The 26,359-nt window shown below is 69.5% G+C and carries 24 protein-coding genes; 11 read left to right on the plus strand and 13 right to left on the minus strand.

Features of this window, described 5'->3' with window-relative positions; translation table 11 throughout:
* Positions 1-38: 38 nt before the first annotated feature.
* The 5 genes from queG to petA all read right to left on the minus strand — a co-directional run bounded on the left by queG (position 39) and on the right by petA (position 5,947).
* Entirely contained in the window at positions 39-1,181 is a 1,143-nt protein-coding gene (gene queG / locus AC6R2M_RS12770; RefSeq protein WP_500482706.1) for a tRNA epoxyqueuosine(34) reductase QueG, read from the minus strand.
* A 75-nt stretch (positions 1,182-1,256) separates the two neighbouring features.
* A complete protein-coding gene (locus AC6R2M_RS12775; protein WP_500482708.1) occupies positions 1,257-2,714 on the minus strand; it encodes an alkaline phosphatase in 1,458 nt (485 codons plus the stop codon).
* A 163-nt stretch (positions 2,715-2,877) separates the two neighbouring features.
* Positions 2,878-3,750, minus strand: a complete 873-nt coding sequence (locus tag AC6R2M_RS12780; RefSeq protein WP_500487589.1) for a cytochrome c1 — start codon at positions 3,748-3,750, stop codon at positions 2,878-2,880.
* A gap of 326 nt (positions 3,751-4,076) precedes the next feature.
* On the minus strand, positions 4,077-5,372 hold the full coding sequence (locus tag AC6R2M_RS12785; protein WP_500482710.1) for a cytochrome b: 1,296 nt from the start codon (positions 5,370-5,372) through the stop codon (positions 4,077-4,079).
* Between the two features lie 14 nt (positions 5,373-5,386).
* The gene (gene petA / locus AC6R2M_RS12790; protein ID WP_500482712.1) at positions 5,387-5,947 is read right to left on the minus strand and encodes a ubiquinol-cytochrome c reductase iron-sulfur subunit; all 561 of its coding nucleotides are present in this window, start codon (positions 5,945-5,947) and stop codon (positions 5,387-5,389) included.
* Between the two features lie 395 nt (positions 5,948-6,342).
* On the opposite strand from petA, the gene AC6R2M_RS12795 reads away from it, so the two are divergent.
* Positions 6,343-7,491, plus strand: coding sequence for an amidohydrolase (locus AC6R2M_RS12795; protein ID WP_500482714.1), 1,149 nt, complete (start codon positions 6,343-6,345; stop codon positions 7,489-7,491).
* A gap of 54 nt (positions 7,492-7,545) precedes the next feature.
* Here AC6R2M_RS12795 and AC6R2M_RS12800 read toward each other — a convergent pair whose 3' ends face one another.
* Both AC6R2M_RS12800 and AC6R2M_RS12805 read right to left on the minus strand, forming a co-directional pair.
* Positions 7,546-9,426, minus strand: a complete 1,881-nt coding sequence (locus AC6R2M_RS12800) for an ABC transporter ATP-binding protein (RefSeq protein WP_500482716.1) — start codon at positions 9,424-9,426, stop codon at positions 7,546-7,548.
* A gap of 11 nt (positions 9,427-9,437) precedes the next feature.
* On the minus strand, positions 9,438-11,324 hold the full coding sequence (locus AC6R2M_RS12805; protein ID WP_500482718.1) for an ABC transporter ATP-binding protein: 1,887 nt from the start codon (positions 11,322-11,324) through the stop codon (positions 9,438-9,440).
* A gap of 151 nt (positions 11,325-11,475) precedes the next feature.
* Between AC6R2M_RS12805 and AC6R2M_RS12810 the strand changes: the two genes are divergently transcribed.
* The 3 genes from AC6R2M_RS12810 (at position 11,476) to AC6R2M_RS12820 (ending at position 13,376) form a co-directional block, all read left to right on the plus strand.
* Complete coding sequence (locus AC6R2M_RS12810) at positions 11,476-11,943, plus strand: tRNA (cytidine(34)-2'-O)-methyltransferase (RefSeq protein ID WP_500482720.1); 468 nt, start codon at positions 11,476-11,478, stop codon at positions 11,941-11,943.
* Complete coding sequence (locus tag AC6R2M_RS12815) at positions 11,940-12,353, plus strand: NUDIX hydrolase (protein WP_500482722.1); 414 nt, start codon at positions 11,940-11,942, stop codon at positions 12,351-12,353. Before AC6R2M_RS12810 ends, AC6R2M_RS12815 begins: the two co-directional genes overlap by 4 nt.
* A gap of 78 nt (positions 12,354-12,431) precedes the next feature.
* On the plus strand, positions 12,432-13,376 hold the full coding sequence (locus tag AC6R2M_RS12820) for a calcium/sodium antiporter (RefSeq protein WP_500482724.1): 945 nt from the start codon (positions 12,432-12,434) through the stop codon (positions 13,374-13,376).
* 7 nt (positions 13,377-13,383) lie between these two features.
* Here AC6R2M_RS12820 and AC6R2M_RS12825 read toward each other — a convergent pair whose 3' ends face one another.
* Complete coding sequence (locus AC6R2M_RS12825; RefSeq protein ID WP_500482726.1) at positions 13,384-13,638, minus strand: hypothetical protein; 255 nt, start codon at positions 13,636-13,638, stop codon at positions 13,384-13,386.
* Positions 13,639-13,791: 153 nt separating this feature from the next.
* On the opposite strand from AC6R2M_RS12825, the gene hemF reads away from it, so the two are divergent.
* Positions 13,792-14,700: an oxygen-dependent coproporphyrinogen oxidase gene (hemF, locus tag AC6R2M_RS12830; protein ID WP_500482728.1), complete on the plus strand. Its 909-nt coding sequence runs from the start codon at positions 13,792-13,794 to the stop codon at positions 14,698-14,700.
* 133 nt (positions 14,701-14,833) lie between these two features.
* Entirely contained in the window at positions 14,834-15,010 is a 177-nt protein-coding gene (locus AC6R2M_RS12835; RefSeq protein WP_500482730.1) for a DUF1059 domain-containing protein, read from the plus strand.
* Positions 15,011-15,069: 59 nt separating this feature from the next.
* Here AC6R2M_RS12835 and AC6R2M_RS12840 read toward each other — a convergent pair whose 3' ends face one another.
* Genes AC6R2M_RS12840 through AC6R2M_RS12855 form a run of 4 tightly spaced genes read right to left on the minus strand, consistent with a single transcriptional unit; the run spans position 15,070 to position 17,680 of the window.
* Positions 15,070-16,305, minus strand: a complete 1,236-nt coding sequence (locus AC6R2M_RS12840; protein WP_500482732.1) for a CCA tRNA nucleotidyltransferase — start codon at positions 16,303-16,305, stop codon at positions 15,070-15,072.
* Positions 16,302-16,949 (minus strand): CoA pyrophosphatase, encoded by a 648-nt coding sequence (locus tag AC6R2M_RS12845; protein ID WP_500482734.1) that lies wholly within the window; start codon positions 16,947-16,949, stop codon positions 16,302-16,304. Before AC6R2M_RS12845 ends, AC6R2M_RS12840 begins: the two co-directional genes overlap by 4 nt.
* Positions 16,942-17,520: a DUF1285 domain-containing protein gene (locus tag AC6R2M_RS12850; protein WP_500482736.1), complete on the minus strand. Its 579-nt coding sequence runs from the start codon at positions 17,518-17,520 to the stop codon at positions 16,942-16,944. Before AC6R2M_RS12850 ends, AC6R2M_RS12845 begins: the two co-directional genes overlap by 8 nt.
* A 16-nt stretch (positions 17,521-17,536) precedes the next feature.
* Positions 17,537-17,680, minus strand: a complete 144-nt coding sequence (locus AC6R2M_RS12855) for a hypothetical protein (protein ID WP_500482738.1) — start codon at positions 17,678-17,680, stop codon at positions 17,537-17,539.
* 48 nt (positions 17,681-17,728) lie between these two features.
* Between AC6R2M_RS12855 and AC6R2M_RS12860 the strand changes: the two genes are divergently transcribed.
* The 5 genes from AC6R2M_RS12860 to AC6R2M_RS12880 all read left to right on the plus strand — a co-directional run bounded on the left by AC6R2M_RS12860 (position 17,729) and on the right by AC6R2M_RS12880 (position 25,646).
* Positions 17,729-18,739 carry an AAA family ATPase gene (locus AC6R2M_RS12860; protein ID WP_500482740.1) on the plus strand — a complete coding sequence of 337 codons (1,011 nt, stop codon included), beginning with the start codon at positions 17,729-17,731 and terminating at the stop codon, positions 18,737-18,739.
* 8 nt (positions 18,740-18,747) lie between these two features.
* Complete coding sequence (locus AC6R2M_RS12865) at positions 18,748-19,662, plus strand: DUF58 domain-containing protein (RefSeq protein WP_500482742.1); 915 nt, start codon at positions 18,748-18,750, stop codon at positions 19,660-19,662.
* A complete protein-coding gene (locus AC6R2M_RS12870; RefSeq protein ID WP_500482744.1) occupies positions 19,662-22,487 on the plus strand; it encodes a DUF4159 domain-containing protein in 2,826 nt (941 codons plus the stop codon). The genes AC6R2M_RS12865 and AC6R2M_RS12870 overlap by 1 nt, the downstream gene beginning before the upstream one ends.
* Positions 22,484-24,556 (plus strand): hypothetical protein, encoded by a 2,073-nt coding sequence (locus AC6R2M_RS12875; protein ID WP_500482746.1) that lies wholly within the window; start codon positions 22,484-22,486, stop codon positions 24,554-24,556. Before AC6R2M_RS12870 ends, AC6R2M_RS12875 begins: the two co-directional genes overlap by 4 nt.
* Positions 24,557-24,626: 70 nt before the next feature.
* The gene (locus tag AC6R2M_RS12880; protein ID WP_500482748.1) at positions 24,627-25,646 is read left to right on the plus strand and encodes a patatin-like phospholipase family protein; all 1,020 of its coding nucleotides are present in this window, start codon (positions 24,627-24,629) and stop codon (positions 25,644-25,646) included.
* A 13-nt stretch (positions 25,647-25,659) separates the two neighbouring features.
* Here AC6R2M_RS12880 and AC6R2M_RS12885 read toward each other — a convergent pair whose 3' ends face one another.
* Positions 25,660-26,169 (minus strand): GNAT family N-acetyltransferase, encoded by a 510-nt coding sequence (locus AC6R2M_RS12885; protein ID WP_500482750.1) that lies wholly within the window; start codon positions 26,167-26,169, stop codon positions 25,660-25,662.
* Positions 26,170-26,359: the final 190 nt, after the last annotated feature.

Raw genomic sequence — 26,359 nt, forward strand, 5'->3', positions numbered from 1 at the left:
GCGACGCACCCGTTGTTTCCGCCGCGGCCTTCACCGCGTCAGCCGTCCGACCCGAGGGCATGCCATTCGCTCCTGACCATTGCGTCCCCTTCCCTATCAAGCGCGCCGGCCCGCCGCGCCAAGGCCTCCTCCGGATCGAGGCGATGCAGCGCCCAGACCGCCATGGCGCGCACCAGCGGCGCCTCGTCCGCAAGCCGCCGACGTACCACTTCGAGCAGGCTCGCCTTCCCGCTGTTGCCCGCCGCGATCAGGCAGTTGGAGACGAACTTGTCGCGTCCCACGCGTTTGATGGGCGAGCCAGAGAAGAGCTGCCGGAAAGCCGCATCGTCGAGAGCGAGAAGGTCCCCGAGCGACGGGCTCCTCAGATCCTCCCGCGCGCGCAGCTTCGCCTCGCGCGCCTCGCTGGCGAACTTGTTCCACGGACAGACGGCCAGGCAGTCGTCGCAGCCATAGATTCGGTTGCCCATGGCCGCGCGGAACTCCGCCGGCACGACGGCCTTCGTCTCGATCGTCAGGTAGGAGATGCAGCGCCGCGCATCGAGCTTGTAAGGCTCGGGGAAGGCGTTGGTCGGGCAGGCGTCCTGGCAGGCGCGGCATGAGCCGCAGAGGTCGCGGCCCGGCGCATCCTCGGGCAGGTCCAGCGTCGTCAGAATGGAGCCGAGGAACAGCCAGGAGCCGAACTCGCGGGCGACGAGATTGGTGTGCTTGCCCTGCCAGCCCAGCCCCGCCGCCTGCCCGAGCGGCTTCTCCATCAGGGGAGCGGTGTCGACGAAGACCTTGGCGTCATGCTCGCCCAGCCCGTCGCGCCGCGCCCGCGCGATCAGCCGTCCCGCGAGCTCCTTGAGCCGGCCCTTGATGATGTCGTGATAGTCCCGGTGCCGCGCATAGACCGAGATCGTGCCTCGGTCGGCACGGGACAGATTGGCGAGCGGGTCCTCGTCCGGGCCGTAGTTCATTCCGAGGACGATGACGCTCCTCGCATCCGGCCACAGGCTCGTCGTCGAGCGACGGCGCTCGGCGGTCTCGGGCATCCAGCCCATGGTGCCGAAGCGCCCCTCCTCGATGAACTCGGTCAGGCCGGCGGCCGCCGCCGCGTTTTCGCGCGCCCGCGCCACGCCCACGGCGTCGAAACCGAGGCGCGCGGCGTCCTCGTTCAGGAAGCGTCGGAGCGGAGATGTCATCGCGCCATTATGCGATGGAGCCCGGAACGAAGAAAGGCGGCCGAAGCCGCCTTTCCGTCCGACGTCGCGAGCGCGTCAGTTGACCGCCGGCGCCTCGACCTCGATGCCGAGCGCCTCGGCGGCCGCGCGGAAGACGTCGGTGTTGTCGATGTAGACACGGGCCTCTTCCGGCACCTCGTAGGCGGCCAATCCGGGATCGGCCTGCGCCACGCGGGTGAAGAAGTCCGAGCCGCGACCATGGGCCCAGAGCGGCACGAGCTCGCGCGTATGCGTGTCGGAATGCCAGCGCACCAGCGGCATCGCGCCGGCGCCCTGGTTCAGGATCCCCTCATAGGCTTCGCGATGCGAGTTCGGTCCCTGGAGCAGGCCGTTGCCGTGATCGGTCGTCACGATGATCATGGTCTCGTCCCAGGACGAATTCTGCTCGACCCAGTCGACGGCGGCCTCGACGGCGGTGTCGAAGTCCATCTGCTCCTCGATCAGGCGCGGCAGATTGTTGGCGTGCGCGGCCCAGTCGACAGCGCCGCCCTCGACCATCAGGAAGAAGCCGTTCTCGTTCTCCGACAGGACCTGCAGCGCGCCGGTCGTCATCAGGGCGAGTTCGGGAACGGTCTCGATCTTGTCGCCGAGCGCCACGCCCTCGCGGTTGAACTGCAGCGTGGCCGCGGCCTGCGCCGTGCCCAGCACCTTGTCCTTGCCCTGCATGTCCAGTTCGCCGGCGGCCAGCGTGGTGAAATCCTCCGCGCTTTCGATCAGGCGATAGTCGGTCTCGCCGTTGACGAGGCGCTCCCATATCTCCGAGCCGCCGACGAAGTCGTAATAGCCCTCGTCCTCGATCTCGCGCTCCACGCCGTTGTCGTCGAAGCCCGGATGCCCCGCGCCCATCACGACGGTCGCCAGCCCGTCCTCGACGATCTGGCGGCCCATCTCCGAATAGGCGTTGCGGTCGCGGTTGTGCGCGAGGAAGGCGGCCGGCGTCGCATGGGTCCACTGGACGGAGGAGACAACGCCGAGCGCGCGCCCGCTCTCCACCACGTACTCGCCGATATGCTTCATCGGTTCGTCGTCGTTCGACCAGTTGATGGCGCTGTTGTAGGTCTTACGCCCCGAAGCCAGCGCCGTGCCGGCCGCGGCCGAATCCGTGTACTGGTCCCTGCTGTAGTCGTAGCCTTCGAAGAAGCCCTTGTAGTCGCCGAGCCGCCCTTCGAAAACGGTCTCGACCTCGCCGGTCGCCCAGAGCTGCGCCGGATCGAAATCGACCCGCCCCTCGTCCGACTTGGTCGGCGTGCGGGAGGTGTTCAGCGGGTGTGTCGAGGTGAAGACCTTCACGTCGAACTCGTCATAGGCCTGATGGCCGAGCGCGCCGAAGCGATAGAAGCTCGCCGCGCGCCACGTCTCCATGCCAGCGCCGTCCGAGATCATCAGGATCACGTTGCGGGCCGAGGTCTCCGCCGGCGCTTCCTGCGCCGAGACGCTGGTGGAAAGGGCGGTGCCCATGACGAGCGCCATCGCGCTGCGCTTCAGGATCATCATCGTCGGTCCTTTCAGATGTCGGTTTGCCCGAGGGCGACGACGCTGGACTAGGATCGCCCTGTCACAACCGTATGACGAAGCGACGGCCTTTGAAACGGAGCCCGAACGAAAGAACCCCGCCTTTCGGGGGCGGGGTTCAAAACGTCTCGTGAGGAGAGCGTGATCAGTGCGGGGTCGAAGCCCAGACCTTGCGCTTCACGCCGTAGACGAGTCCGCCGAAGACAATCAGGAACAGCATCACCACGAAGCCGGTGGCCTTGCGCTCCACGAGGTGCGGCTCGGCCGCCCACATCAGGAACGCGGACACGTCCCGCGCGTACTGGTCCACCGTCTGCGGCGCGCCGTCGTCATAGGTCACGACGTCGTCCGAGAGGGGCGCCGCCATCGCAAGGGCGATACCGCCGGTGAAGTACGGATTGTAGTGCGTCCCCGGCTGGATCTCGTAATGCGCCGGCGCTTCCTGGCCGTAGCCGGTCAGGAGCGAGTAGATGTAGTCCGGTCCGTTCTCGGCATACTGCGTGAAGATGTCGAAGACGAAGAGCGGGAAGCCGCGCTCCACCGCGCGGGCCTTGGCCATCAGCGACAGGTCCGGCGGAACCGCGCCGCCGTTGGACGCCGCCGCCTGCTGCGGGTTGGCGTAGGGGTTCGGGAAGCGGTCGGACGGAATGCCCGGGCGCTCGAACATCTCGCCTTCGGCGTTCGGCAGCGGATCCTCGATCTGGTACTCGGCCGCGAACGCCCGGACCTGCGGGTCGGAGTAGCCGAGGTCTTCCAGATTGCGGAAGGCGACGAGGTCGAGGCCGTGGCAGGCCGCGCAGACCTCGCGATAGATCTTCAGGCCGCGCTGCAGCTGGCCGATGTCCCAGTGACCGAACGGTCCCGCGAAGCTCCAGTCGACGTGACGGGGCTTGTTGATCGGGTAGTGCGGCGTGCCGTGATGCTCTTCCTCGGCGTGCTCGGCATCGGCACCGGCGACGGCCTCCTCGGTGCCGGAGGAAGCCTGCGGCGCCTCGCCGGGCGCCGGGCCCTCGATGATGCCGTCAGCATCCTCGGACGCTTCGATGGTCGCCTCGGCTTCCGCCTCGCGTTCGGCTTCGGCGTCACGGGCCGCGTCCACGCCTTCGGCGGGCGCGATCGGCTCGAGGCCCTCGGCCGGAGCCTCCGCAGCGGGCGCGGCCGCGGGTGCGCCCGGCTCGACCGGCGCCGGCTCGATCACCACCACGGCCGGCTGGCCGGGTGCAGCTTCGGATGCGGCGGGCGCAGGCGCCTGGGCCTCCTGCGCCTGCGCGGCGGGCAGAGCCAGGACGCCAGCCAGGGCCGCCGACAGGAGCAGTCTCATCGAGTTTTCCTTGATGCGCATCGTCAGCCCTTGTGCTCCGGAGCGGCGGTCGCGCCGGCCGCGGCGCGCTTGGCGCCGGCCTTGGCGAGCACGGCCTCGGTGATCGAGTTCGGCAGCTTCTTCGGCTTCTCGATGAGGCCGAGCACGGGCATCACGACCAGGAAGTGGCCGAAATAGTAGATCGTGCCGATGAGCGAGAGCAGCGGATAGATGCCCTCGGCCGGGCGCGAGCCGAGCCAGCCGAGGAAGACGGCGTTGAAGGCGAAGATCCAGAAGAAGATCTTGTACATCGGCCGGTAGGAGGTCGAGCGCACGCGGCTCGTGTCCAGCCAGGGCACGAAGAACAGGATGATGATCGCGCCGAACATCACCAGAACACCGCCGAGCTGCGCCGTGATCGGCCCGATGTCGAAGGTAATGGCGCGCAGCATCGCGTAGAAGGGCAGGAAGTACCATTCCGGCACGATGTGCGACGGCGTCACCAGCGAGTTCGCCGGGATGTAGTTGTCCGCATGGCCGAGATAGTTCGGCATGTAGAAGACGAACCAGCAGAAGACGAGCAGGAAGACGATCATCGCGAACCCGTCCTTCACCGTCGCATGCGGGGTGAAGGGTACCGTGTCGCGCTCGTCCTTCACCTCGACGCCGGTCGGGTTCGTCTGGCCCGTCACGTGCAGGGCCCAGACGTGCAGGACCACGAGGCCCGCGATCATGAAGGGCAGCAGATAGTGCAGCGAGAAGAAGCGGTTGAGCGTGGCGTTGTCGACGGCGAAGCCGCCGAGGAGCAGCGTCTGGATCGGCTGGCCGACGATCGGGAAGGCGGTGAAGAAGGAGGTGATGACCGTGGCGCCCCAGAAGGACATCTGACCCCAGGGCAGGACGTAGCCCATGAAGGCGGTGGCCATCATCAGGAGGTAGATGATGACGCCGAGGATCCACAGCACCTCGCGCGGCGCCTTGTAGGAGCCGTAGTAGAGGCCGCGGGCGATGTGGAGATAGACGGCGATGAAGAAGAAGGAGGCGCCGTTGGCGTGCATGTAGCGCAGCAGCCAGCCCCAGTTCACGTCGCGCATGATGCGCTCCACGGAGCCGAAGGCGAGCTCGGTGTTGGCCGCGTAGTGCATCGCCAGCACGACGCCGGTCAGGATCTGGATGCCGAGGAACAGCGCCAGGATGCCGCCAAACGTGTAGGCGTAGTTCAGATTGCGCGGCACCGGATAGGCGACGAAGCTGTCATAGACGAGGCGCGGCAGCGGAAGCCGCGCGTCGAGCCAGCGCATCACGCCGGAGGTGGGAACGTAAGTCGAGTGACCAGACATGTCTCGCGCGCCCCTCAGCCGATGCGAATGGTTGTTTCGGAAACGAATTCGAACAGCGGCACGTGCATGTTCTGCGGCGCGGGGCCGGAGCGGATGCGGCCCGCCGTGTCGTAGTGCGAGCCATGGCAGGGGCAGAACCAGCCATTGAAGTCGCCGGCCTGGCCGAGCGGAACGCAGCCCAGATGCGTGCACACGCCCACCATGACGAGCCACTGCTCGGCGCCCTCGGCCGCGCGGTTCTCGTCCGTCGCCGGCGCGTCGCCCGGCAGGTTCTCGTTGCGCGCGATCGGGTCCGGCAGCGCGGCGGGATCGACGCCGCGGGCGGCCTCGATCTCGGCGGCGGTGCGATGGCGCACGAAGATCGGACGACCGCGCCAGCGCGCGGTGATCGACTGGCCCTCGGCGATCGGGGAGACGTCGACGTCGATCTGCGCCAGCGCCAGCGTTCCGGCGTCCGGGTTCATCTGGTCGATGAAGGGCCAGGCGGCGAAGGCCGCACCGACGGCGCCGGCCGCACCCGTCGCAATGTAAAGGAAATCCCGGCGGGTGGGTTCGTCGGTATGGGGAACGCTCACGGGAATCGACACTCCTTGACGGTCGGGCGGAGCTAGAGGCTCCGCCGCTCGCTATGGCTGTCGGCCGGCGTAGACACGAAGTGCGCCCCCTCCCCGACGTTTAGAACGCCACACGCGCGGTTTTCTAAGCGGCGCCTTGGAACTTGTCCAGACTGTGGCGCTGCTTGTGGGCAACAGGTCGCGCCGCTTCGGGCCTGGCGCGCCCGCCCTGCACGGCCCGGCGGCAGAGGCTGCGACCGCCGGAGTTCCGGGCGTTTGCGCCACGATCGGTCGCGGATGGTTCCGGGGCTTCAAATCATCCTTGGCAGCGACGACAATGATCCGGGGCCGAAGCGGCGGACACGCGCTTTCTTTCGAGGCAAGGCCCGCGCCAGCCACGGCCAGGGGAGACGGGAATGCGCTTCACCGATCGCGACATCGCTGCGGCCACGGCCTTTCGGCGCGAGCTTCACCGATTTCCCGAGATGTCCAACGAGGAGGCTCGAACCGCCGGCCGCGTCGTCGCCTTCCTGCGGCAAACAGGCCCCGACGCGATCCTGACTGGGCTCGGCGGACATGGGGTCGCGGCGGTCTATGACGGCCAGACACCGGGTTCGACGCTGCTCTTTCGCGCCGAGCTCGACGCCCTGCCGATCGAGGAGCTGTCGGGGGTCGAGCACGCCTCCACGATCCCCGGCACCTCCCATATGTGCGGGCATGACGGGCACATGGCGATTCTCGGCCTTCTCGCGCTCGTCCTTGGCCGCGAGCGGCCGAAGCGCGGCCGCGTGGTCCTGATGTTCCAGCCGGCCGAAGAGACCGGCGACGGCGCGGCGAACGTCACCACCGACCCCCGATATTCAGACATCCGTCCCCATTTCGCCTTCTCCCTGCACAACCTACCGGGCGTCCCGCTCGGCCATGTGCGGTTGAAGGAGGGCGTCGTGAACTGCGCCTCGCGCGGCCTGCGAATCGAACTTGGCGGCAAGACGGCTCATTCCTCGATGCCGGAGACCGGCGTCTCGCCGATGCTGGCGGTCTCGGAGCTCATGCCGAAGCTGCAGAGGCTCGGCGGCGGGACCTTTGCCGAAGACGATTTCGCCATGGCGACGGTGACGCATTGCCGGATGGGTGAGGCCGTCTTCGGCGTCGCGCCGGGGCACGCCGAGATCCGCATGACGTTGCGCACCCGGCTCGACGGGCGGATGGCCGAACTCTGTGCCGGTGCGGAGCGGCTTCTGGAGGACACCGCCCGCGCTCACGGACTCGGCCTTTCCTTCGACTATCACGAGATTTTCCCGGCCAGCCTCAACGCACCGGAAGCCGTCGCCGCATTGCGTTCGGCCCTGGACGCCGAGGCCGTTCCGCATGACGAACGCGACCTGCCGATGCGGGCTTCGGAGGATTTCGGGCGCTTCGGATACGGTTCGAAGTCCGCGATGTTCTTCCTCGGTGCGGGCGAGAGGCATCCGCAGCTCCACAATCCCGACTACGACTTCCCCGACGATCTGATCGCGATCGGCGCGCGGGTCTTCCTGAGGGTCGCCAGCGACAATCTCGGTTGAATCCGTAAGGACAGCTCCGGATGCCGAAGCGACTCCTGCTTCGGCGTGAATGCCCTATTGCGCCGCGTCGGCGAGGAAGCCGCCGGACTGGCGGTGCCAGAGCGAGGCGTAGAGCCCGCCCTGCGCCAGAAGCTCGCGGTGCGTGCCCTCCTCCACGATCCGCCCCTCGTCGATGACGACGAGCCGGTCGAGATGGGCGATGGTCGAGAGCCGGTGGGCGATCGCGATCACGGTCTTGCCCTCCATCAGCTCGGTCAGGCTGTCCTGGATGGCCTGCTCGACCTCCGAATCCAGCGCCGAGGTCGCCTCGTCGAGAACGAGGATCGGCGCGTTCTTCAAGAGAACGCGGGCGATGGCGATGCGCTGGCGCTGGCCGCCGGAGAGCTTGATGCCGCGCTCGCCGACATGGGCGTCGAACCCCTCGCGCCCCTTCGGGTCCCGCAGGGTGGGGATGAAGCCGAGCGCGTTCGCCCGCCGCGCCGCCTCCTTCACCGCCGCCTCGTCGGCGCCGTCGCTGCCGTAGCGGATGTTGTCGCGGATGGAACGGTGGAGAAGTGAGGTGTCCTGCGTCACCATGCCGATGGCGCCGCGCAGCGAGCCCTGGCTGACGGCGGCGATGTCCTGCCCGTCCACGAGGATGCGGCCGCCCTCCAGATCGTAGAGGCGCAGCAGCAGGTTCACGAGCGTCGTCTTGCCGGCCCCGGAGCGCCCGACGAGGCCGACCTTCTCGCCCGGCCGGATCGTCAGCGAGAGGTCTTCGACGATGCCTCCGCCCTTGCCGTAGTGGAAGGTGACGTTCTCGAAGCGGATCTCGCCCGGCCCCGGCCGAAGGGCGCGCGCGTCCGCGCGGTCCACCAGCGCCGGCTGCACCGTGACGGTCGCGACCGCATCCTGGATCGTCCCGTAATTGCGCACGAGCCCGTTGATGTTGAACATCATCCAGCCGGACATCTGGTTGAGGCGCAGGACGAGGCCGAGCGCGGTGGCTACGCCGCCCGAGGAGACCGTGCCGGCCTGCCAGCCGAAGATGGCGACCGCGCCGACCCCGGTGATGAGAAGGCCGTTCAGGATCGCGACGGCGCCGCGCACGGTCGTCAGCGCCCGGCACAGGCGGAAGACCGCGTCGAGATTGAGTTGGAACCCCTCGCGCACGAACCGGTCCTGGCTGCGCGTCGCGTCGAAGAGCTTCACGGACAGGATGTTGGTGAAGGCGTCCACCACGCGCCCCGTCCAGATCGAATTGGCGTTGGCGCGCTCGCGTCCCAGTTCGCGGATGCGCGGCAGGAGGGCGTAGATGATCCAGACATAGCCGAGCGCCCAGGCGCCCATCACCAGGATCATGCGCCCGTCGATCGCGCCGAGGATCGTGACCGTGAGGAGGACGAAGGCGACGAAGGTCCAGAAGGTCTGGAGGAGGGTGACGACGAAGTCGCCCGTCGCCTGTCCCACCTGCTGAACCTTCGTCGCAAGCCGGCCGGCGAAGTCGTTCTGGAAGAAGGTGTAGCTCTGGTCCATCAGCCGCCGGTAGCTCTCCCAGCGGATGCGGTTGTAGAAGCTCGGCGCGACGATCTGTTCCTCGAGGATCGAGGCGGCGATGAGGACCGCCGCGCGCCCGACGAGCGTCAGCGCCGCGAGGCCGAGCAGCATCGCGCCGTAATCGGCGAAGAGCGTCTGCGGCGTCGAGTTCTCGAGCGCATCGACGATCCAGCCGACGCCGGTGAAGAGCGCGGCGTCGACGAGCGCGGTGAGCCCGCCCACGAACAGGATGCCGAGAAGGGGCCATCGGGCCTGTTTGGCGAAGTGCCAGATGAAGCGATTGGTGTCGGCCGGCAGCGGCGGCAGATGGCCGACGAGCGGCTGCCCGCCGCCGTCGCCCTTCCGGCCGCCGTCCTTCCCGTCTCCGAAAGGGTCGAGAACCCCTTCGAACCGCTTCAACAGGCGATCGATCACTCCGCCGCCCTCGCCTCGCCGGCAGGTTCGCCCTCCTCCGCGCCGCAGTCGAGGAAGCCGCCGGCCTGCCGCTGCCAGAGCTGGGCGTAGATCCCGCCCTGCGCGATCAGGCTCGCATGGGTCCCCTCCTCGACGATCCGGCCCTTGTCGAGGACGACGAGCCGGTCCAGCGCGGCGATGGTGGAAAGCCGGTGCGCGACAGCAATCACCGTCTTGCCCTCCATCAGCCGGTAGAGGTTCTCGGCGATCGCCGCCTCCACCTCCGAATCCAGCGCGGAGGTGGCCTCGTCCAGAAGGAGGATCGGCGCATCCTTCAGCATCACGCGGGCGATGGCGATGCGCTGGCGCTGGCCGCCCGAGAGCTTCACCCCGCGCTCGCCGACCTCCGCGTCGAGGCCGTGCCGCCCCTCGCGGTCGGTGAGGCTTTCGATGAAGCCTTCCGCCTCGGCCCTCTGGATCGCGCGGCGCACCTCCTCGTCGGAGGCGTCCGGCCGGCCGTAGAGGATGTTCTCGCGGATCGTCCGGTGCAGGAGCGAGGTGTCCTGCGTCACCATGCCGATCTGGGCGCGCAGCGACGCCTGCGTCACCCCGCGAATGTCCTGCCCGTCGATCAGGATGCGGCCCGTCTGCACGTCGTAGAAGCGCAGCAACAGATTGAGCAGCGTGGACTTGCCCGCGCCCGATCGCCCCACGAGGCCGATCTTCTCGCCCGGACGGATGGTCAGGTCGAAGCCCTCGACGACCGGGCCGGCGGCGCGGTGCGGCTTGGCGCCGGCATAGGCGAAGCCGACCTTCTCGAAGCGCACCTCGCCCTTCGTGACCTTCAGCTCCGTGGCGTCCGGCGCATCCTTCAGCGCGACATGCTGGGTGAAGGTCGACATGCCGTCGCGGATCGTGCCGATGTTCTCGAACAGCGCCGAGACCTCCCACATGATCCACTGGCTCATGCCGTTGAGACGCAGGACGAGGCCGACCGCCACGGCGATCGAGCCGACCGTCACGAGTTCGCCCAGCCACAACCAGATTCCGAGCGCTCCGATCGCGAAGAGCAGAACGGAATTCAGGACATAGATCCAGACGTAGAAGAGGTTGATGAGCCGCGCCTGCGAGTGGACCGTCGTCAGGAAGGGCTCCATCGAGCTCTTCGCGTAGCTCGCCTCGCGGGTCGTGTGCGCGAAGAGCTTCACCGTGCCGATGTTGGAGTAGGCGTCGACGATGCGGCCCGTCATCAGCGCCCGCGCGTCCGCCTGGTTCTCGGCCACGCGCATCAGCCGCGGGATGAAGTAGCGCAGGATCAGCACATAGCCGACGAGCCAGACCGTGAAGGGCATGGCCAGCTGCCAGTCCGCCGCCGCCACCATGACCACGATGCCGGTGAAGTAGACCGCGACGTAGAGGAAGACCTCGATCGCCTTCATCACCGTCTCGCGAACGGCGAGCGCGGTCTGCATCAGCTTGGTCGAGACGCGGCCGGCGAACTCGTCCTGGAAGAAGCCGAGGGACTGGTTCAGGAGCCAGTTGTGGACGCTCCAGCGGAAGCGCATCGGGAAGTTCCCGAACAGCGCCTGCAGGGCCACGAGATTGTAGAGCAGCACGACGCCCGGCAGCACGAACAGCACCACCACGGCGATCAGCGCGAGGGTGAAGCCCTGGTCCTGCAGGAAGGTCTCTCGGTCCGCCGCCGCCAGCCAATCGACGAGCGCTCCCAGGAAGCCGAACAGCGACACCTCGATGATCGAGATCGTCGCGGTCGTCAGCGCCATCAGGAGAAGCAGCGGCCAGACCGGCTTGGCGTAATGCCAGACGAAGGGCCAGAGGGAGGCGGGCGGGCTCGACGTTCCCTTCGGGAAGGGGTCGACGAGCCGCTCGAAGAAGGAAAACATCTCGAACTCGTCCCGTTCGTGGAAGGACCGGCATGGAAGGGAGACCAGGCCGGCCGGCGGCCGGAGTGAGCCGTCATATAAGACGTCCGGCGACGCTTTCACGACGTCGCGAGCACTGTTCCTGCCGCGCCCGGCCAGGTTATGAGCGGGAATGGCTCCGTCGATCGCCCTCTACCAGCCGGACATCGCCGGCAACACCGGCACGTTGCTGCGTCTGGGCGCCTGCCTTTCGGTCGATGTCGAGATCGTCGAGCCGGCGGGCTTCGACCTTTCGGACCGGACGCTCAAACGCGCCGGCATGGACTATCTGGAGATGGCCCGGCTGAAGCGTCATGTCGATTTCGACGCCTTCGATGAGGCGCGCCGGGCGGCGGGACGGCGCCTCGTCCTGCTCACCACCAAGGCGGACGATGACTATCGCGACTTCGGCTTCCGGGCCGACGACGTCCTTCTCTTCGGCCGCGAGAGCGCGGGCGTGCCGGAGCGCATCCACGATTTGGCCGAGGCGCGCCTGACCATTCCGATGGCGGCCGGCGCGCGGTCCCTCAATCTCGCCGTCTCCGCCGCGATGGTCGTGGGCGAGGCGCTGCGGCAACTGCGTTCGGGGACCGGGAAATGACGTTCGACGCACCGCGCCTTGGAACCGGCGCCGCGATCCTGCGGGACGGGCGCCTGCTTCTGATCCGCCGCATCAACGCGCCCGAGGCGGGCGCCTGGGGTCTGCCGGGCGGCAAGGTGGACCTTTTCGAGACGGCCGCCGACGGCGCCAGTCGCGAGGTGCTGGAGGAGACGGGGCTTCGGATCGAAGCGCGTCATCTTCTCTGCGTCGCCGACCAGATCGACCGGGACGCGGGCGAGCACTGGTTCGCCCCGGTCTTTCTCGTGGAAGACGCCGAAGGCGAGCCGACGATCATGGAGCCGGGCAAGCATGACGGGCTGGAATGGTTCGCGCTCGACGCCCTGCCCGAACCGCTGACCCGCCCCACGCGCGCCGCCGTCGAGGCTTTGGCCCGTCGCCGCTCGTCCTGACGAGCGAACGCCCCCGTTTCCTTTCCGCCGAACGGCCATACCTGTCGCTGTCCCGATTCCGGTTTCGATGGAAGACCGATGGCGCTCGACCTCTTGATGGTGGCTGCTGGCCTGATTCTCCTGTTCGGCGGGGGCGAGGCCCTGGTGAAGGGCAGCGTCTCGCTGGCGCAGCGCTTCGGCCTGTCGGCGCTCCTGGTCAGCCTCGTGATCGTCGGGTTCGGGACGAGCGCGCCGGAGCTTCTCGTGTCGGTTCAGGCGGCGCTGTCCGGCTCGCCCGACATCGCCATCGGCAACGTCCTGGGCTCCAACATCGCCAACATCCTCCTGATCGCGGGCACGGCGGCCGTGCTCTTTCCGCTGGTCCTGACCGGTCCCGGCACGCGCCGCAGCGCCACCATGATGGTGGTGGCCTCCCTCGGCGTCGCGGCGATCCTGTTCACCGGCACCATCTCCCGGCTTGCCGGGCTGGTCATGTTCGTCGCGCTCGTCGCCTATCTGACCGCGGCCTATCTCAGCGACCGCAAGAGCGCGGAGCCGGCCGCGCCCGTCGATCTGCCGACCGAGGCGGAGAAGCCGCTCGGTCTCCCGTTCGCCCTTCTCGCCTCGCTCGGCGGCATCGCGCTCCTCGTCGCGGGCGCCTGGCTGCTGGTGGAGGGCGCGACCGCGCTGGCGGAGGCCTGGGGCGTGAGCGAAGCGGTGATCGGCCTGACCGTCGTCGCGGTCGGCACCTCTCTGCCCGAGCTCGCCACCACGATCTCCGCGTCCCGTCGCGGGGCCTCGGAGGTGGTCGTGGGCAACGTGGTCGGCTCCAACATCTTCAACCTGCTCGCCATTCTCGGCATCACGGCGATGATCACGCCGATCCCCGTGGCGCGCCAGTTCGCGGTCGTCGACGGTCCGCTGATGGCGGGCGTGGCGCTGGTCGCGGCCCTGGCGCTCTTCGCCATGAAGCGCGCGGGCCGCCTCGCGGGCGCCGGGCTCCTGGTCGCCTATGCGGCCTTCATCGGCTATCAGGTGGTCTGACGAGCGCTCAGTCGGCGCTGGGCAGGCGGCGCATGGTGAACTCCACCTCGTCGCCGGGGAGCAGCCGCCAGCTCTCGACTTCGGTCCAGTAGGCGGCCTTGGGATAGCGCTCCAGCCATTCGCGGGCCTTCGCCCTCGCCTCCTCGCGCGGAAGCGTGAAGGTCTCCCGCAGGAAACTGTCGCGCGCCAGCCCGCTGCCCGCGCGATTCTCGCGCAGGATGCGCCTCAGATTTTCCAGCGGTGGCTTTTGCGGGCGCGGCATGGGCTCGCTCCGGGAACGCGTGCGACGAGCCGAAGATAGGACGAGGGCGCGGTCATGGCGAATCGAATGGCCGGGACGCGCGCCTTCCGCGCTGGACGGCTTCCTGTTACGCGCGAGATGAACCGGGACAAACACCCTCGAAGGACGAACGTCATGGAACGACCGGAACTGCCGAAAGGCCTGCCGGAGGACATCGAGGGGAAGAAGGAGGCGGCCCGGACCTGGTTCGAATCGCTGCGCGACCGCATCGTCTCGATCTTCGAAGAGCTGGAGGACGAGTTCGGCGAGGAGACGGGGCTTCCGGCCGGCCGGTTCGAGCGCAAACCCTGGACTCGCGCCGAGAACGGCGGAGGCGGCGTCATGTCGATGATGCACGGCCGCGTCTTCGAGAAGGTCGGCGTCCACACCTCCACCGTCCACGGCGAGTTCTCGCCCGACTTCGCCAAGCAGATCCCTGGCGCGTCCGAGGACCCCGTCTTCTGGGCGTCCGGCATCTCGCTGATCGCGCATATGCGCAATCCGAACGTGCCGGCCGTCCACATGAACACGCGCATGGTCGTCACGACCAGCCAGTGGTTCGGCGGCGGCGCGGACCTCACGCCGGTCCTCGACCGACGTCGCACGCAGGAGGACCGGGACACCCAGGCCTTCCACAAGGCGTTCCAGTTCGTTTGCGACCGGCATTCGGGGATCGTCGACTACGAGGCGCTCAAGACCTGGTGCGACGAGTATTTCTACCTCCCCCACCGCAAGGAGGCGCGCGGGGTCGGCGGCATCTTCTACGACTGGCTGCACTCCCCGCAGGAAAAGGGCGGCTGGGACGCGGACTTCGCCTTCACGCGCGACGTCGGCAAGGCCTTCGCGGTCGTCTACCCGCACATCGTGCGGCAGAACGCCGCTTTGCCCTTTACGGCGCAGGACCGCGAAGAGCAGTTGATCCGCCGCGGGCGCTACGTCGAATACAATCTTCTCTACGATCGCGGCACGCTGTTCGGACTCAAGACCGGCGGGAACGTCGAATCCATCCTCTCGTCGCTGCCGCCGGAAGTCCGCTGGCCCTGACGAAGACTTGAAGACAGGCGCGTTTCAAGTCGCTTGCCCGCCCCGTTCCCCGGCTCGATAGTCGTGCATGGAATACCGCATTGACCGTTACTGGAAACCAACACATGACTGGTCATCGACACGGGAGGCAGGCATGTACGAACTCGATTGTGCAGGCGTCATTCCGGGATGCGCGCGGGTGATCCGCGCCGAAAGTCAGGCGGAGGTGGTCCGCAGGGCCGTCGCGCAGGCCAAGCAGATGGGCGTCGAGCAGATCTCGCCGACCATGCTGGAGGCGTTCCGCACCCGGACGACGGAGCGGCCGCACTGATTCTCCGTGCGGCGTTCGAATGAGCGATGGGGCCTCCGGGCCCCATTCGTGTCCGGCCTTCAGCCTCGAACGCGGGAGAGCAGGGCGTCGCGATCGAGCACGAAGCCGCTGTCGACCCAGATGCGTTCCAGGCGCCGGAGCTCGGCCCCCATCTGCGGTCCGGCCGAGAGGCCGGCGGCGGCGAGGTCCGAGCCGCTGACCGGCAGCTTCGGCCGTTCGAAGCGCTCGGCCGAGGCGAGAAGGGCCGCGAGTCGCAGCTTCGACGATGCGGCCTCCGGCGCCTCGCTGGCGGTCGCCGAAAGCGCGAGCCGCAACCGGTCGGCGACCGCCTGCGGGTCCCCGAAATAGAGCGCGGCGCGCAAGGCCGCGTCGCTCGTCGTCTCCGAGACGGGCTCGCTGAGCGCCCAGGCCGTCAGCCGGTCACGGTCCGCGTTGGAGAGTTTCAGCCGCGCCGAAAGCTCGCCCATGCGCGCCGCGTCCGGGGGCACGATCGCCATCAGCCGGATCATCGGATCGGCCGGCCAGCCGCGCTGCCCTTCTTCGCGCACGAGGCCGTGAATGCCGTCGATGCCCCAGCGCTCGCTTTCGGGCAGGACCGCAGAGAGAACGCCCGCCTGCCGCATCCAGAGAAGGGCGCGCGAGGGATCGGGCGCGGCGAGGAGCTTGCGAAGTTCGCTCCAGACGCGCTCGACGGAAAGCCGCGAGAGCCCGCCCTTCAGCCGTGCCGTGGCCCGGATTCCGTCCGCGTCCGGCCGCCCCTCCCCGTACCAGGCGAAGAACCGGTAGAAGCGCAGGATGCGCAGGAAGTCTTCCTCGATGCGCTCGGCGGCGTCTCCGATGAAGCGCAGCGTCCGGGTCTCGATGTCCCGGGTGCCGCCGACGAGGTCGAGGATCTCGCCGTCCGCGTCGCAATAGAGCGCGTTGATGGTGAAGTCCCGGCGGCGCGCGTCGGCTTCCCAGTCGCGGCCGAACACGACCTTGGCGTGCCGGCCGTCCGTCTCGTGGTCGCTGCGGAGCGTCGTCACCTCGAAGGGCCGGCCGTTCGCGACCAGCGTCACCGTCCCGTGCGCGATCCCCGTCGGCACCGCTTTGAACCCTGCGGCCCTGCCACGCTCGATCACGGTCTCGGGCAGCGCGGTCGTCGCGATGTCCACGTCCGTGATCGCGCGGCCCATCAGATGGTTGCGCACGGCCCCGCCGACGACGCGCGCCTCGCACCCATCGACAGCGAGCGCTGCGAGCGCACGCTGCAAATCGGGGTCCTGGAGCCAGGCGGCCTCGATCCGTGCCGTCATGCATAGAGCCTTTTGTAGAGCGTTCGAATGATGCCGGCCGTCACGCCCCAGATGAAGCGGTCGCCGAAGGGCATCACGTAATAATGGCGCTCGCGCCCCTGCCACATCCGGCTTTCGCGGACGTGGTTGGCGCGGTCCATCAGGAAGGAGAGCGGGACCTCGAACACGTCCTCCACCTCGCCCGGCTCGGGCACGAGCGTGAAGCCCGGCTGCACGATGGCCAGGATCGGCGTGATGCGAAAGCCCGTCGTCGTCACATAGCGGGGCAGGCGCCCGACCGGCTCGACGAAGCGCTCGTCGAGCGCGATCTCCTCGCGCGCCTCCCGCAGCGCGGCGGCCTCGGGAGAGGCGTCGCCGGGATCGATCGAGCCGCCCGGGAAGGCCACCTGCCCGCCATGCTTGCGCAACGCCTTGGCGCGCGTGGTGAGGATCATCCCCGCATCCGCGCCCCGATCGACGACGGGAACGAGCACGGCGGCCTCGCGAGCGCCGGCGCGTTCGATGAGCTGGTCCATGTCGGGATTGAGGACGTGGTCGCCGCGATCCTCGTCGAGCCCCTCCACGCCGCGCCGCTCGACGCGGGCGCGGAAGTCCGACGCGTCGAACCGGTGTCCCGTCGTCCCGAACATCGGGGTCTCAAGCATGGGGAAGTCGGAAGCTCGCGCCGCGCGAGCGGACGAACAGGCCGCCCTTGGCGTCGGTCTCGATGTGGTCGGCGAGTTCGAAGGCGAGCGCGCGCGTCAGCCGCGCCTCGAGCCGCCCCCGGACGCGGACATAGGGAACGAAGCCGCCCTCGCCCGTCTCGAACCGCAGCGGATGATCCGCGTCGGCGGTGACGACGTCCCCGACATTGGTGCGGAAGGTCAGCACCGGTTCGCCCGCCTCGACGCTCCGATCCATCTCGACGGCGGCGAAGGCGACGTCCTCGACACGGATGCGCATCATCTCCACGGGCGTGACGAGATAGGTCTCGCCATCCTCGTCCTTGCGGAGGACGCTGGAGAAGAGCCTCACCAGCGCGGGCCGGGCGATGGGCGTTCCCTCGTGCGACCAGGAGCCGTCGGCATGGATCACCATGTCGATGTCGCCGCAGGCCTGCGGATGCCAGCGCTCGACGGGCGGCGCCCCCTTGCCGGCGCGCTCGGCCCGCGCGATCAGGGCCGCGAGGCCCGGCGGATGATCGTGGCGGTCGACGGAAGGGTCGGATTGGTCCAAGAGTGCACCGTCTGGTTCAGAATGTCGTGACAAACCGTTGAAGGGGCTTGCGCGGGAAGACCGGCGGCAGCCTGTCCGAAGTCTCAATTTCGCCGGGCTTGCCTCCCACCAGATAGTTTGCCGGGCGGCGCTTGCCAGACGGGCGGGTGAACGGCTTCATGGGCCGGCGCCCTCGCCCGCCGACCCGCCGACATGACGGAGCTGACCCATGACGATCCATCAGTCGCAGGCCGCGACCCTCGACGCGGACGCGATGGTCGGCCTCGCCGAGCGCGCCCTGTCGGACATCTCCGAGGTCCGGGCCTCGGTCGGCCGTGTCATCTTCGGCCAGGAAAGCGTCGTCGAACAGAGCCTCGTCGCGATTCTGGCGGGCGGTCATGCGCTTCTCGTCGGCGTTCCGGGCCTCGCCAAGACCAAGCTCGTGGAGACGCTCGGGATCGCCCTCGGTCTCGACGGGCGCCGCATCCAGTTCACGCCGGACCTCATGCCCTCGGACATCATCGGCACGGAGGTGATGGACCAGGACGAGAGCGGCCGCCGATCCTTCCGATTCGTGAAGGGCCCGGTCTTCGCCCAGCTCCTGATGGCGGACGAGATCAACCGCGCCTCGCCCCGCACCCAGTCCGCGCTCCTGCAGTCCATGCAGGAGTACCACGTGACCGTCGCCGGCGAGCGGCACGACCTGCCCGCGCCCTTCCACGTGCTGGCGACCCAGAATCCGCTGGAGCAGGAGGGCACCTATCCGCTGCCCGAAGCCCAGCTCGACCGCTTCCTCTGCCAGATCGACGTCCACTATCCGGACCTCGAGGCGGAGCGGCGCATCCTCCTCGCCACGACCGGAGCCTCCGAGGAGACGGCGGTGCCGGTGATGACGGCGTCCCGTCTCGCCGAGATCCAGGCGCTGGTGCGGCGCATGCCCGTCACCGAGCGGGTCGTCGACGCCATCCTCGGTCTCGTGCGCTCGGCCCGTCCGGGGCACGGCTCGGCGGAGGCCGACGCCCACGTCGCCTGGGGGCCGGGACCGCGCGCCTCGCAGGCGCTGATGACCTGCGTGCGCGCCAGAGCCCTCTATGACGGGCGCCTCGCCCCCTCCATCGACGACGTGCGCGCTCTGGCCGAGCCCATCCTGCAGCACCGCATGGCGCTGAACTTCGCGGCGCGCGCCGAAGGCATGTCGGTACGCGACGTCATCGCCAAGCTCGCGCGCCAGATCGGCTGACGCGCCACATGGCCCCGATCGGAACCCTGACGGAGGCGACGGCACCGGACGACGCGCTCGGCCGCGCCAAGGACCGGGCGGGCGCCCTGCCCGACCTCCTCGTCGAGGCGCGGCGGATCGCGGCCAATGTCTCCGCCGGCTGGCACGGGCGCCGCCGCCGGGGGCCGGGCGAGAATTTTTGGCAGTTCAGGCCCTTCGTCGATGGCGAGCCGGTCTCGCGGATCGACTGGCGACGCTCGGCGCGTGACGACCACGTCTATCTGCGCGACCGCGAATGGGAGGCGGCACAGACCGTCTGGCTCTGGGCCGATCCGTCCGCCTCCATGCGCTTCCGCTCGAAGGCCGCTTCAGTATCGAAGGAATCGCGAGCGCTGGTCATCGTTCTGGCGCTGGCGGAACTCCTGTCCCGCTCGGGCGAGCGGATCGGCTATCCTGGCGTCCTCGATCCGGTCTCGGCGCGCAACGCCGCCGAGCGCATCGCGGCAAGCCTCTCCGTCACGCGGCCCGATACGGGACTGCCGACCCCCTCGCGCCTGCGCCGCTTCTCCGAACTCGTGCTCGTCTCCGACTTCCTCGACGATCCCGAGACGATCGCCGCGCGCCTCGACAAGCTCGCCGCGACCGGCGTTCGCGGTCATCTGGTCCAGATTTTCGATCCGGCGGAGGAGACCTTCCCCTATGCCGGACGCACCGAGTTCCGCGATCCGGAGACGGGCGCCAAGCTCACCGCCGGGCGGGCCGAGGTCCTGCGGGACCGCTATGCCGACCTCTACGCCGCGCATCGCGCCGCCATCGCCGCAACCTGCGCACGCCTCGGCTGGAGCTTTGCCGCCCACCGCACCGACCGCCTCGCCTCCGAGGCGCTGATCGCGCTGCACGGACGGCTGTCCGGCATGCCGCAATCGGCGCGGGGGCGCGTCTGATGGGCGCTCTCTCCTTCGGCGCCCCGCTCGTCCTTGTCGGGCTCCTCGCGCTTCCCGCCATCTGGTGGCTCCTGCGCCTCACCCCGCCGCGTCCGCAGACCGAAGCCTTCCCGCCGCTCGCCATCCTCGCCCGTGTGGCGCGCGCCGAGGAGACGCCGGCGCAGAGCCCATGGTGGCTGACGCTTCTTCGATTGCTGCTGGCCGCCGCCATCGTCCTCGCGCTGGCGGCGCCGGTTCTCAATCCGCGTGCGGCGGCGCTCTCCGGCGGTGGACCCGTCGCGATCCTGATGGACAACGGCTGGGCCGCCGCGCCCGACTGGGAGGAGCGGCGCAGCGACGCCGAGGCCCTGATCCGGGAGGCGGGCGACGCGGGGCGCCCGGTCTCGCTCGTTCTTTCGGCGGAAGGCGCGGCCGACAATGCCGCGCCGATGGAGGCCGGCGCCGCGCTCGAGCGGCTGGCCGCCGCAGAGGTCCGCCCGGTCCCGGTCGACCGGCAAGCCGCCGCCGAGCGTCTGGCGGGAGCCCTCTCCGGCTCCGCCGGCGGCAGCCTCGTACTTCTGACCGACGGCCTCGACGCGCCGGGAACCGCCGAGGCGCTCGATCGCCTGTCCGCCGTCGCGCCGTACGAAACGCTGCTTTTCGCCGAAGCGCCTGCCGGACGCATCGCTCTCACAGGGGCGGACAACGCGACCGGCGCGCTGGTCGCGAGCGGCGTGCGCACGAGCGGGGAGTCCGCTCCCCTTTCGCGAACGCTTCGCGCACTCGACGACCAGGGCCGCGAGATCGCACGGGCTCCGCTGTCCTTCGAAGCGGGCGCGGCGAGCACGCAGGCGCGCTTCGACATTCCGGTGGAGCTGCGCAACGAGGTCGCGCGGATCGAGGCGGAAGGCGTGTCGGACGCCGCCGAGGTCCGGCTCGTGGACGACAGTTTCCAACGCCGCCGAGTGGCCCTCGTCTCCGGCGAGGCCTCCGATCTCGCGCAGCCCCTCCTCTCGCCGCTCTACTACATCACCCGCGCGCTGGAGCCCTTCGCCGACCTCGTGCGCGCCGACAGCGCCGACCTGTCCATCGCGATTCCCAGGCTTCTGGAGCAGAATCCTTCGATCGTCGTCCTCGCCGACATCGGCGTCCTGCCGGACGCGGCGCGCGAAAGCCTCGAGGCCTTCGTCGAGAACGGCGGCACGCTCCTGCGCTTCGCCGGCCCGCGTCTGGCCGCGACGACGGGCGAGGACACGCTGGTGCCCGTCCGGCTGCGCGGCGGCGAACGCCAGCTCGGCGGCGCCCTCTCCTGGTCCGAGCCGCAACGGCTGGCGCCCATGACCGAGGGCAGCCCTTTCGCCGGCATCGAGGTGCCGACCGACGTCACGGTCTCGCGTCAGGTGCTGGCCGAGCCCTCCGCCGCCCTCGCCGGTGCCACCTGGGCGAGCCTTGCCGACGGCACGCCCATCGTCACGGCGGCGGCGCGCGGCGCAGGCACCATCGTCCTCGTCCACACGACCGCCGAGGCGACGTGGTCGAACCTGCCGATCTCGGGCGTCTTCGTCGACATGCTCCGCCGGATCGTGACCCTGTCCCGGGCCGGCGGCGCGGGCGAAGCATCGCGGGCCGTCAGCCTGCCGCCCTACCGGGCGCTCGACGCGCGCGGCTTCCTCGCATCCCCGCCCGCCGACGCCCGCCCGCTGACGCTGGAGCCGGGTTCGGTGCCGCGCGTGACGCGCGAGAACCCGCCCGGCCTCTACGGCACGCCGGACGGGCTCTACGCCCTCAACCTGATGAGCGGCGACGCGACGCTCGATCCGTTTCCGTCCGTGGGCGTCGCGGCCGACGCGCAGGCGCGCGCCTATGGCGGCGGGGACAGCCGCGATCTGATGCCCTGGCTTCTGGGCCTCGCCCTTCTCTTCTTCGCCCTGGACGCCATCGCCCTCCTCTGGCTGAACGGAGCCTTCTCCCGCATGTCGCGTCTCGCCCCGCGCCGCAGCACCGGAACGGCGGCGCTGGTCCTCCTCGCCGCCCTCGCCCTCTCGACGGCAGAGCCGCGCGCGCAGGTGCTGGACGATCTCGGCGGCATCGACATGGAGCGGGCGCTCGCCGCGACCGAGACGACGCATCTCGCCTACGTCCTGACCGGCGATGCGGCCAAGGACGAAGTCTCGCGTCAGGGCCTGCAGGGGCTTTCGCACTTCATCGCAGCCAAGACCGCGCTGGAGCCGGGCGATCCCATGGCCGTCGACATCGAGACGGACGAGCTTTCCTTCTTCCCGATCCTCTACTGGCCGGTGGATGCGGGCGCGGAAATGCCGAGCGCCGCCGCCGTCAGCCGAATCGACGCCTATATGAAGCAGGGCGGGACGGTCCTCTTCGACGTCGCGGGCGATGCGATGAGCGCACTCGGCGGCAACATGGTCTCGGACGGCCAGCGGCGGCTGCGCGACATCCTCGCCGATCTCGACATTCCGCCTCTGGAGCCGGTACCGGCGGATCACGTTCTGACCAAGGCCTTCTACATCATGGACGAATTCCCCGGCCGCCGGGCGGGCTCCGATCTCTGGGTCGAAGCGAGCGCGCGCGGCGACGGCGCGCTGGAAGGGCGCCCCGCCAGCGTCGGCGACGGCGTCTCCTCGATCATGATCACGTCGAACGATCTGGCCGGGGCCTGGGCGGTCGATGACGGCGGTCTCTTCGTCTACCCGACCGACACGAGCGACCCGCGCCAGCGCGAGTGGGCGTATCGGGCCGGCGTCAACATCGTGATGTACGTGCTGACCGGCAACTACAAGGCCGATCAGGTCCACGTTCCCGCCATCCTGGAACGGCTCGGCCAATGAACTGGTCGCTCGACTTCAACCCGCTCCTGCCGCTCTGGGCGGTCGCCGCGCTGGCCGTTCCGGCATTGCTCTTGGCCGTCGCGCTTCTGGCGACCCGCACGCGCGGCGCGCTCCTGCGTGTCGTCGCCATCGCGGCGCTCGCCCTCGCTCTTCTCAACCCGGTCGTCCTGCGCGAGGATCGCGAGCCGCTGTCGAGCGTGGTCGCGCTCGTCGTCGATCGCTCGCAGAGCCAGTCGATCGAGGACCGCACTGCCCAGACGGACGCGACCCTGGCGCAGTTGCGCGCCGATCTCGCGGAGCGCCCGCAATTCGAGGTGCGGGTGGTCGAGGCCCGCTCGAACGCCGGCGGCGACGCAGACCGCACGACCGCGCTCTTCTCCGCGCTCGACACCGCGCTGCGGGACGTCTCGCCGTCGCGCGTCGCGGGCGCCGTGATGGTCACCGACGGGCAGGTGCACGACATTCCCGGCAGCGCCGACGCGCTCGCCCACGACGCGCCGATCCACGCTTTGGTCACGGGACGCGCGGACGAGTTCGACCGCCGGATCGAAATCGTCTCCTCGCCCCGCTTCGGCGTCGTCGGCGAGGATCTGAGCCTGACCTTCCGCGTGGTCGAGGAGGGCGCAGGCGCCGGTCAGACGCCCGTCGAGGTGCGCGCCTATCTCAACGGCGATCTCCTGGCCCGCCTTCCCGCGACGCCGGGCGAGGAGACGGAGCTTCCCTTCCGTCTTCCCCGCGCGGGCGAAAGCATCGTCGAGCTTTCGGTCGTCGCGCGGCCGGACGAGATCACCGAGATCAACAATCGCGCCATCGCGCCGATCGACGGCATCCGCGAGAACCTGCGGGTTCTGCTCGTCTCCGGCGAGCCGCATGCCGGCGAGCGCACCTGGCGCAACCTCCTGAAGTCGGACGCGGCAGTGGACCTCGTTCATTTCACCATCCTGCGCCCGCCGGAAAAGCAGGACGGAACGCCGATCGACGAACTGTCGCTGATCGCCTTCCCGACGCGCGAACTCTTCGTCGAGCGGATCGACGATTTCGACCTCATCATCTTCGACCGCTATCAGCGGCGCGGCGTGCTGCCCACGCTCTATTACGACTACATCGCCCAATACGTGACGAATGGCGGCGCCGTCCTCGTCGCCTCCGGCCCCGAATATGCGGGCCCCGATTCGATCGCGAGCTCGCCGCTTGCCTCCGTCCTGCCCGCCCTGCCGACCGGCAGCGTCGACAGCCGCGCCTTCCGCCCGATGCTCTCCGACCTCGGCCGCCGCCACCCGGTGACGCGCGACCTGCCGGGCGCGGAGACGACGCCCGCGAACTGGAGCCCCTGGTTCCGCTCCATCGACGTCGGCAATGTCGACGGCGAGACGGTGATGGAGGGGCCTGACGGCAAGCCTCTCCTCGTCCTCGAACGCGCTGGCGAAGGGCGCGTCGCGCTTCTCCTGTCGGATCACGGCTGGCTCTGGAGCCGCGGCTTCGAGGGCGGCGGCCCGCATGTGCCGCTGTTCCGGCGTCTCGCCCACTGGCTGATGCAGGAGCCCGAACTGGAGGAGGAGGCGCTGCGCGCGGTCGCCGACGGGTCGCAGCTGACCATCACCCGCACGACGCTGGGCGACGATCCGGGTCCCGCGACCATCATCACGCCCTCCGGCGAGACGCGCTCCCTGCCGCTTTCCGATGCGGGCGACGGCGAGTGGACGGCAACGGAGGCGACGGACGAGCTCGGACTCTACCAGATCGCCAATGGCGACCTCTCCACTCTCGTCAATGTCGGCCCGGTCAATCCGCGCGAATATCGCGAGGCGATCTCGACGACCGAACCCCTGACCGCGATCGCGCAAGCCACCGGCGGCAGCGTGCGCCGTCTCGGCCCGGACGTGGAAACTCCCTCGATCCGGCCCGTGTCGGGCCGCTCGGCGACGAGCGGATCGAACTTCATCGGCCTTCGCGAGACGCAGGAATCGCTTCTGGTGGGCATCGACCGCACGCCGCTCTTCGCGGGCTTCCTCGGCCTCGCCGCCCTGCTTCTCGCCGTCTCCGCGACCTGGTGGCGCGAGGGCCGCTGACGGTCGGTCTTGAAGACGCGGACCCGCGGCCCATTGTCTCCGGCTCACGACAGAGCAGGACAGGAGATCAATGGCCAAGACCGTCAGTCTCGCCCTGCAGGGCGGCGGCGCCCACGGCGCCTTCACCTGGGGCGTTCTCGACCATCTCCTCGAGAACGACGCCATCGACCCGCGCGCCGTGTCCGGCACCAGTGCCGGCGCCCTGAACGCCGCCGCGCTGGTCTCCGGCCTCTGCCGGAACGGAGCCGACGGCGCGCGCGACACTCTGGAGCGCCTGTGGCGGCTCGTCTCAAAGCGCTCGCCGCTCGGTGCGGCCGAGCGGGTGAACCCCTTCGTGCCGGACGCCTTCCTGGGCGCCTGGCTGGAAAGCGCCAAGGTGTTCGGGCAGCTCTTCTCGCCCTACCGGTCCGCCCTGCCCGCCGCCACCCTGCTGCGCAACGTCATCGAGGAAGCGATCGAGTTCGATCGCCTCCGGGACGCGACGGCGATCCCGATCTTCGTCGGCGCGACCGATGTGGAAAGCGGACGCGCCCGCGTCTTCTCCGGCAAGGACGTAACGGCCGACGCGCTTCTCGCCTCCGCCTGCCTGCCCAATCTCTTCAAGGCGGTGGAGATCGGCGGGCGGTCCTACTGGGACGGCGGCTACATGGGCAATCCGGTGCTGACGCCGCTCTTCTCGAACCGCTGCGAGGCGAGCGACCTCCTGATCATCCAGGTGACGCCGTTCGAGACGGACGGCGTGCCGACGCGGCCGGCCGACATCATGAACCGCGTCAACGAGATCACCTTCAACTCCTCGCTGATGCGCGATCTGCGCACCATCCGCGACATCCAGCGGCTCGCCCGCGACGAGGACTTCTCCGATCCGACGCTGCGCAACATCGCCGATCTGCGCATCCACATGATCGTGGCGGGACCCGAGCTGGCCGAGGGCGGATCGGCCGGCAAGCTCGACACGCGCTTCTCGACGATCTCGCGCCTCCACGGGCTCGGCCGGGACGCGGCGGCGCGCTGGCTCGACGAAGCCTTCGAGGGCGTCGGCACGCGGAGCACCGCGCGCTCGACCATGGACGGTTTCGCGGAAGTTTGAAGCCTTTGAGCTCTCAACGCGGTCCGACCGCGCCGGACAGCCCGTCCAGCGCGTCCGCCTCGAGCGGCAGCGCCAGCATCCGCCGGGCGTCGACCGGCCCCGGCATCGAGACCGCGCCCGGCGCCAGCGGCTCGTAGCCGAGCGGCATGTAATAGGCCCGGTCGCCGACGAGGAAGACGACCGTCTCCCCCGCATCCCGGGCCGCATCGGCCGCGAGCGCCATCAGCGCCCGGCCGACGCCCCGGCCCTTGAGCGCGGGCCGGACGGCGAGCGGGCCGAGCATCACGGCCGGGCGACCGCCGATCGCGACCTTCGTCTGCCGGACCGTGCCGACGACCTCGCCCTGCCGCACGGCGACGAAGGAAAGCGAGGGGTCGTGCGGGACCATCTCGCGAACCCGCGCCGCGGCCTTGGCGTGCCGGCCGGGGCCGAAGGCCTCGGCGTTCAGCGCCTCGACGGCGGCATCATGAGCGGCGGATTCGGGAACGAAATGGACTTCGAGATGGGCGGGGAGCGACATCATGGCTCGGACTCCGGCAGAAAGCGACGAACGCCGCCCGGCCGGCTCCACAAGCCGGCTAGCGGGCGGTACGACAGGCGGTCCCAGCCGCCTTTCCCGTTCGTCGTCGCAAGATGAGCATCCAAGCCCCCGGCGTCCGGCGCGCGACCCTCGCGCATGATCCCGGATCGGCGGCGCTCATATCAGGCCGCCG

The organism is Aureimonas sp. CAS (genome assembly GCF_059838215.1).